The 8,019-nt window shown below is 44.8% G+C and carries 8 protein-coding genes; 2 read left to right on the top strand and 6 right to left on the bottom strand.

The genetic code is table 11. The annotated features are described in order from the left end of the window. Positions 1-409 precede the first annotated feature (409 nt). From QUB66_RS12965 to QUB66_RS12940, 6 genes are all read right to left on the bottom strand, one after another. On the bottom strand, positions 410-2,083 hold the full coding sequence (locus tag QUB66_RS12965; protein ID WP_332968103.1) for a mucoidy inhibitor MuiA family protein: 1,674 nt from the start codon (positions 2,081-2,083) through the stop codon (positions 410-412). Beyond that, positions 2,076-2,672: a Uma2 family endonuclease gene (locus tag QUB66_RS12960; RefSeq protein WP_332968104.1), complete on the bottom strand. Its 597-nt coding sequence runs from the start codon at positions 2,670-2,672 to the stop codon at positions 2,076-2,078. Before QUB66_RS12960 ends, QUB66_RS12965 begins: the two co-directional genes overlap by 8 nt. A gap of 80 nt (positions 2,673-2,752) precedes the next feature. Then, a complete protein-coding gene (locus tag QUB66_RS12955) occupies positions 2,753-3,352 on the bottom strand; it encodes a Uma2 family endonuclease (RefSeq protein WP_332968105.1) in 600 nt (199 codons plus the stop codon). Between the two features lie 40 nt (positions 3,353-3,392). After that, complete coding sequence (locus QUB66_RS12950) at positions 3,393-4,283, bottom strand: methylenetetrahydrofolate reductase (protein ID WP_332968106.1); 891 nt, start codon at positions 4,281-4,283, stop codon at positions 3,393-3,395. 263 nt (positions 4,284-4,546) lie between these two features. Further along, the gene (gene trpS / locus QUB66_RS12945) at positions 4,547-5,557 is read right to left on the bottom strand and encodes a tryptophan--tRNA ligase (RefSeq protein ID WP_332968107.1); all 1,011 of its coding nucleotides are present in this window, start codon (positions 5,555-5,557) and stop codon (positions 4,547-4,549) included. Positions 5,558-5,781: 224 nt separating this feature from the next. Continuing rightward, a complete protein-coding gene (locus QUB66_RS12940) occupies positions 5,782-6,897 on the bottom strand; it encodes an HlyD family secretion protein (protein ID WP_332968109.1) in 1,116 nt (371 codons plus the stop codon). A gap of 345 nt (positions 6,898-7,242) precedes the next feature. Here QUB66_RS12940 and QUB66_RS12935 point away from each other — a divergent pair, with 345 nt between their 5' ends. Both QUB66_RS12935 and QUB66_RS12930 read left to right on the top strand, forming a co-directional pair. Continuing rightward, positions 7,243-7,470 carry a secretion protein HlyD gene (locus tag QUB66_RS12935; protein WP_332968111.1) on the top strand — a complete coding sequence of 76 codons (228 nt, stop codon included), beginning with the start codon at positions 7,243-7,245 and terminating at the stop codon, positions 7,468-7,470. A 169-nt stretch (positions 7,471-7,639) separates the two neighbouring features. After that, positions 7,640-7,828 (top strand): hypothetical protein, encoded by a 189-nt coding sequence (locus QUB66_RS12930; RefSeq protein WP_265238194.1) that lies wholly within the window; start codon positions 7,640-7,642, stop codon positions 7,826-7,828. Positions 7,829-8,019: the final 191 nt, after the last annotated feature.

The following is an 8,019-nucleotide window of genomic DNA, read 5'->3' as shown; positions in this document are numbered from 1 at the left end:
GAGACATGACATATCATGTGAATGACTACAATACTTTATTATCATATCAGCTACTCAACCAGAATGAAATAGCCCTGACACTGGTAGCCTTTGCAGACAAAGCTTTGTACGATGCGAAACAACAGGGGCGCGATCGCTGGAGTACAAATTGTTGAAAAATCGGGGCGTTTTTTTGAGGAAGGGGGAATTATGCCGTTAGACAGGACTTTTCGCCAGTTGTAATTAATCCTGGTTTGTTCTTTTTCATGGTCAGATGGTCAAACTTTTGATCATGAAAGTTTGATATTTTCCGTCCCCTGACGCTTCCGCAGAGGGTGGAGATCCTGCCTTTCTCACAGGATGGAAATAGGGTTGGCTGAAAGAGAAATAAGCTGTAGCTAGGGCTACACATTAAGAATGTAAATCCTAACTAAATATCTAAACCAATGACTGTCAAGTCGGGAGGATGTTCGACAACAAACTGGTAATCTAACTCTTGTTTGGCTTGCGGGGGCAGAGACATGATCCATTCCAACATTCCCATTTCACCTGCTACTATCTTCGGATTAGTTTGAGTCAACCGCACTTTAACTTGTTCATTGCGGCTGACTGGTAGTTGCTCTTTCAATGTCAAGTTTACAGGCAGTTGCTGCAAGTTGGTCACAATTAACCGATAAGCGTAACTCGTGCGCCGCTGATTCCCGATCAGTTTTTTATCTACTTGTCTTTCCACTAATTCTCGCTCGATTTTTAGTCCTTCATCTATTCCTAAATTCAGCTTGAATTCTTGGCCAGGGGAAATATTTGCTAGCTGTAAAGTACCTACGAAAGTGTTGTCGCGAAAGATATTTGCTTGACCGGGCAGGAGAGTTGCACCTGTCATTGGATTGGTGACAATTGCTTGCAAATAAGCAAAGCTGACTAAACGCGGAACGGCTATGTATTGAAGTTGGGAGGGATAATTTTCGCTGAAAATAGTGACTTTGTGCGGCGTGCCGTCGCTGGGAATATTGGTATTTCCTCCTACTTGAAAGGTGACTGTGCCGCCTGCTTTAGATACTGTTGCTGTGGCGGTTTGAGCTGCTATGGGTTCGGGTGCGGGAGCGCTGCCACCAACAGCCATCATGTCTAATTGCTCCTCGTCTTCCATCTCAGATTCCATGAAATTGTCATACACTGCTGACGTTTCTGGTTTCGCACTTCGTTCCATCCGCGCTCTGGGAAAGCCTTGGCTTTGAGCAGATTTTGGGCGAACAATATCGATAAACCAGGGTTGGAGTTTGGGCGGCAAAGTTCCCATTCCGGGTTTTGCTGTTGATAAAGTTAGCGCTACTCCCGTCCAATCTTCGCCTGTATTTTGATTTACTTCGGCTAGGTAATTGAGATTGATTTGGTTGTTGGTAGTATCTATTCGCAAGTCGTAAAGGGGAGTCCAACGGGCTTGGGTTACTACATAGGAAATTTCGAGTTCAAAATTGCCGCTGCCGCTTGGTTCGATCGCCACAATGATGTTAAAACTTTTCTGGGAATGGGGAGTTTGTAGTTGGCGCAACTGCTGGCGCAAAGCTTCTATTTGCTTGTCTAATTCGCGCTGCTGTCTTTCGTGTTGCCCGATCGCACTTACGTACTTTTTATAATTGCTGCCTAAAAAATTGAGCAATTCTCCGGTTTCGTTCAAACCAATTTGCTGTTTGGCGATGCCACTGGCAAAGGAACCGACGCTTTTTGCGCTCAAATTCTCGACAAAGTTGAGTTGAATTATTCGCGCGGCGATTTGGTCTTTTATGGCGCGTTTTTGGGTTTCTAATTCTTGGATTTGGTGGGTTAATTCGGCGATGCGATCGCCCGTAGGTTCGCTGCTAAACACTGTTTCGCTACGCACTCCCAGCAATCGCACGGCGACTGTACCCGCGCCGGTGGCCCTGACTGACTCTGTTTCGAGGGTTGTGGGGAGGGAGGCGATCGCCAATTCGCGCTCGTTTCCCGTCAGGGCTACCGTGCCGCGGCGGGTGATCAGGGCGCGATCGGTGTACACGGTAACTTCTGAAATTTGCGACTCTACTATTTTGATATTATCGCGATCGAGTAAATCTGAATTAGTCATTGCTACTAATGCCTTTACGAAACTCTTTTAGTGCTTCTAGGGGCGACGCAAATAAAATACAGCGCTTCAACAAAGATAAGTCTAACTCAGGCAGCAATTCGCTGCTAGTAATTCGCTCGTAACCCTGTTCTTGCAAGCGGTAAATTTGCAGCGTTCCGTCTTCCCAAAACCAAACTTCCGGCACACCCATTAGCCGATATTTCTGAAGTTTAATCGGACTCCCGCTAGTAATCACCACCTCAATACATAGATCGGGAACATCCTTATCTCTCCCGAAACAATAAGACAAATCTGCCTGATACTCGACTTGATTTTCAACAATCTGACTGTAAGCGCCGCTAGGGAAAAATTCAATTTCCTTAACTTCAAAGTAAATCCCTAGTAATAGACCAATTATCCATTGAAACGCTTCATGAGGTTTACTAATACCCACAATCTCTAAAACTCCCTCACAATAAAACAAGCGTACATTCCGCACATTTTCAAAACTAGCTTGAATTGCTTTGAATTGATGCCAGGTTAAGCCGCGGCAAGTGAAATGCTGCTCGGCTGCGGGAGAAACTGTGGGATTGTCTATAGTTTGAACCATGACTGTCCTGTTTATTTGAAAATTCTAGCAATAATTCAATGTTAACTCAGCGGCTCGATTCCCGCCAAATCCAAAACTTGTCAAGTTTCGCGATCGCCCATTCCTCTAGAAAACTCCTCAAGCGCATCCAAAGGCGAAGCAAACAAAATGCAGCGTTTGAGCAAAGACAAGTCTAACTCAGGCAGCAATTCGCTGTTTGTAATTTGCTCATAACCCTGTTCTCGCAAATGGTAAAGCTCTAGCGTTCCATCTTCCCAAAACCAGACTTCCGCTACACCCATCAGCCGATACTTCTGAAGTTTAATCGGACTACCGCTAGTAACAACTACCTCAATACACAGATCGGGAACATCTTTTCTATTCCCTATACAATAAGATAAATCTGACTGATACTCGACTTTACCCTCAACTATCTGACTGTAAGCACCGCTGGGGAAAAATACAATTCTTTTTTGTATAAAATACTGTCCCATTAGCAAGCCAATCAGACACCGAATTTCTTCATGCAACTTTCCAGTAGCCACAATTTCTAACACTCCCTCACAGTAAAATAAGCGTACATTCGGCACATTCTCAAAACTAGCTTGAATTGCCTTGAATTGATGCCATGTTAAGCCGTGCAAGATAAAATGCTGTTCGGCTGCGGGAGAAATTGTGGGATTGTCTATAGTTTGAACCATGACTGTCCTGTTGATTTAAAATCGTAGCAGTAACTCAATGTTAACTCAGCGGCTCGATTCCCGCCAAATCCAAAATTTGTGGAATCAAATCTTCTCGCTTGACGGCCATCATGTGAACTCCTTGGCACAATTGCCGCGCTAGCTTGACTTGTTCTGCCGCAATTTTTATGCCTTCCTGCAAAGGTGCTGGGGATTTTGCCAAACGATCGATCGTCTCTTGCGGGATGTTAACTCCGGGCACGTATTTTTTAATAAATTCAGCATTTTTAGCTGATTTAAACAAAAAGATTCCTGCTAAAATTGGTTTGTTACAGCCAGCAGCAATTTGCTGCATAAACTTATCAAAAACGTCAAAATCTGTAATTAATTGGCTCTGAAAAAACTGTGCTCCCGCTTCTACTTTTTTCTCAAATCGACTTTGTAAACCAGACCAACTGGGGGATTGCGGATCGACAGCAGCGCCGACAAATAAATCGGTAACTCCGTCGGTTAAAGCTTTGTCGTTCCAGTCTTTCCCACCGTTCATTTTTTGAATGACTTGCAGCAGCCGCACTGATTCTAAATCGAATACACTTTTGGCTTTGGGATGGTCGCCGGCTTTGACTGGATCGCCGGTGAGTGCCAAGATATTATGGATGCCTAAAGCGTGGGCTCCCATGAGATCGGCTTGCAGGCCTATTTGATTGCGATCGCGACAAGCAACTTGACAAATCGGCTCAATGCCGTGCTGCAATAGAATCGCGGAAACTGCTAGAGGGCACATTCGCAGCACTGCGCGGCTGCCGTCTGTGATGTTAATGGCGTGCACTCTGTTTTTGAGAATTTCCGCCATTGCGATCGTGTGAGTCATGTCGCCGCCTTTTGGCGGGGCAACTTCGGCGGTAATTATAAATTCTCCGGGGCTGGTGCAGGCTGTACGAAAACGGTTCATAGTTAGTTGATAGTTGACAGTTGACAGTTGACAGTTGACAGTTATTATTGGTTATTAGTTATTGGTTATTTGTTATTGGTTATTTGTTATTTGTTGTTTGTTATTTGTTGTTTGTTATTTGTTATTTGTTATTGGTTATTTGTTATTGGTTATTTGTTAAATTTTCCACTAACCAATAACCACTAACCAATAACCACTAACCACTAACCACTAACCAATAACTACTAACCAATAACTAATAACCAATAACCAATCACTACTGACTAAAGAGGTAGAGAATAACCGAAGGCGGTTTTAACTTTAGTCAGAGTTTGGTTAGCAATAGTTTCTGCTTGTTCTTTTCCGCGACGCAGTACAGACTCTAAATATCCCGGTTCGTCCATTATTTCCTTGTATTTATCCTGAATTGGTTTGAGGGCATTAATTGTTGTTTCTGTCAACAATGGTTTGAAATCTCCCCAACCCATGTTTTCACATTCCGCTGCAACTTCTTCCTTCGATTTGCCGGAAAGTAGGAGATAAAGTGTCAGTAAATTTCTCGCTTCCGGGCGATCGGGGTCGTCGAAAGTCAAGCCTCGTACTGCATCAGTTTTGCAGCGCTTGATTTTTTTGGTAATTGTTTCTGGTGAATCCAATAAGTTAATTCTACTCTGTTCGGAAGGGTCGGATTTTGACATTTTGCGCGTGCCGTCTGTCAAACTCATCACTCTCGCGCCGTCAGTACGAATTAACGGTTCTGGAAGTTTCAAGACTGGTTTTTCTGGTGTACCGAATTGGTGATTTAATCTGACGACAATATCGCGGGTGAGTTCCAAATGCTGTTTTTGGTCTTCTCCCACTGGCACTTTGTCGGCATCGTACAGCAAGATGTCTGCTGCCATCAATACGGGATAATTTAGTAATCCGGCGTTGACATTTTCGCCTTGTTTAACTGCTTTTTCTTTAAACTGAATCATATCTTCGAGCCAGTTGATCGGCGTAATGCAGTTGAGCAGCCATGCTAGTTCTGTGTGCGCCGAGACGTGGGATTGCACGAAAATAGTAGAATATTCTAAATCGATGCCGCAAGCTAAATACAGAGCGGCGATAGCGTAAGTGTCAGATGCTAGAGTTGCTGGATTGTGCGGTGCGGTAATTGCGTGCAAATCGACTACACAAAAGTAGTTTTCGTACTGGCTTTGACCTTCTACCCAGTTGCGAATGGCACCGAGATAATTGCCGAGGTGAAGATTGCCTGTTGGCTGAACTCCTGAAAGAACGCGCTGTTTGCCCATGAGGAAAGAATAGAATTGATTTCACATTTCTATTTTGACACGTTATTTTGATTTAAGATACTTTAATTTTTGGGCGCCATTAGCAACGGGCTAGAAGCCCGTTCCACAAGACATAATTTTGGGGTAGGGATTAGCAACGGGCTAGAATCCCGTTCCACAAAGCATTTTTTTTGATTATGCTCCTACCCAATGCCCAATGCCCAATGCCCAATGACTAATTGCGATTATAAATCTGTCAGCAACCTGGCTTTGCGTAAAATAAATGTGAGAACTGTTTCTTGACCGGTGATAATATCGGCTCTGCCCTCCATTCCTGATTGAATTGAATACTGGCGGGGGAGGTTTGCCTGGGGGTCTCCGAAGAATTGGCCGCTGGTGGATTGGAGTTTTGTTAAATAGGTTTGTTGGGGCTTTATTGCTACTTCGTAATATGCTGTACCTAAATTGTTACCGGGATTTTGAGGGGCGATCGCATCTGGGGCGATTCCACTGACTGTTCCTTTCAGTGTCCCGTAATCTGGGAAAGGCAAAGCGGAAATCCTGATCTGTACGGGTTGGCCGATTTGGATGCGGGCGATGTCTTGGGATGTGACTTTGGCTTTGACTATCAGGGGTACGTCGCTGGGGACGATTTGGGCGATCGCACTGCCGGCTTGTACGGTTTGACCAGTGTTTTGTACTTCCAATCTCAGAATTGTACCATCAGCAGGCGCGCGGATCACGCTATTTTCTAGTTGTGACTGAATTTGATTGAGTTCTTTTTTAGCTTGAATTAATTGTTGTTGAATGGACGATCGCTTGACGAGCAAAACCCGCCGACTTCGGCCCAGTCTCTCGGCGACATCCGGCTGCGATGTGGCGATTTTCACGAGAGCTGACTCGACTACTTCCTGGGCGGCTGGACTTGCAGTTTGGATGCTTTTAAATTGGCCGCTGGCTAAAATTTGATTTTCCAAGTCCCGCAGTTGCTGGTTGATTTGCTGTGCTGCTGTTTGAGACTGAGTGACTGTTTCTTGGAACTGCTTTTTTTGGGCGCCCAAACGCGAAGCGTCTACAACTGCGATCGCATCTCCGGCTTTCACTGTCTGATTTTCGCTGACAGCAATGCTTTCGATGGTTCCTTCGGTGGCGGCTTGCACAACGCGCACTTCTCCGGCTGGACGGACGATCGCGTCTGCTTTGACTGTAGCACTGTATTTGGTGACGCTTGCCAGGGCGATCGCCCCGCCAAAGGTTGCCACCATCAAAATTCCCCCCAAACTTGTCCAACGGCTGACAGGGGGCAAAAACTGGTCGTTATCAAAGGTTTCTGCGGGTATGGGTTCGGTAGTGCGAGGCATGGCGGCTACTGGGGGTGAGGGTTCGATGGGAAGAGTGTTGAGTGTTGAGTTTTGAGTTGGGGAAAGGGAGAGAGCGATCGCCTATTTCTTTCGTCACATTTATTTTCGGCTTTCCGGACACCAAGCATAGGTTTAGAAATATCAATCAAAATTCATAGGGTCAAGGTCAAAATCCGCACAGCTTTGCAGTCTCCACCCGGAAATCTCCCCAAACATCAAGAATGGTGGAGCCAGCGGGCAAAAGTCAGGAAATTAGAGAATTTCAGCAATGATTTCTGGCGCTGTTACCCGGTTTTTCTGGGATCTGTACGTAAGTAAGTAGATATGTATTAATAGGAGTTCCTTATGTCGGATAATCAACACAATTCACTCTTCACCGAACTAACGGATCGAGAATCGGTGACTGTCAGCGGTGGCAGCATTACCAAGGGTTTCAGCAGTTCTAACAGCAACAGCGACACCAATAACAGCAGTAGCAATGGCGTCAATACGCTGTTTTTCCTGCCACAGCCCAGCCAGATTTTCCTTTACGATCCGATTCGCGATCGCCCTTACAAAACCCTAATAGTCTAGATAGCTGAGTCAGGTAGCGCGATCGAAATGAATTTAGAAAATATCTCGGTAATATTCCGGAACTCGCACACCCCTTCAAGAACTATTAGTTAGTAATTACACGAGGCTATAGAGATTTATAAAATTTCTAATTCTCGTTCCATCTTCTCAAATTAAATGGAGTCAAATCATGAAAGAAACTAAGGAAAATTCACTGTTTGCTGAACTCACCCCTGAAGAATCAGCTAGCGTCAACGGCGGTTACTATTATGCCAATAATCGCTACAACAACGACTGCGATCAACGGCGCAGTTGGGTAGTGTACCGCCGGAATTGCGACGGTTCCTTCAGAAGAGTAGTCCGCTACGGCTACTCCTAAAGTTTAGGGCTGTGAATTCAGCTCTCTAACTGTTGATCGAGAAAGCACCCATAATTTCATGGTGCTTTATTTAAGCGAGGCTGTAGAAATTTTAGATAATTTCTAGTTTCTGTTAAAAACTTTTAACCTTGAAAGGAGTCAAATCATGCAAGAAAATAAGGAAAATTCACTGTTTGCTGAACTCACCCCTG

The sequence above is a fragment of the Microcoleus sp. A2-C3 genome, assembly GCF_036706065.1.
In the GTDB taxonomy this organism is placed as follows: domain Bacteria; phylum Cyanobacteriota; class Cyanobacteriia; order Cyanobacteriales; family Microcoleaceae; genus Microcoleus.
This window is presented reverse-complemented; position numbering and strand designations above follow the sequence as displayed.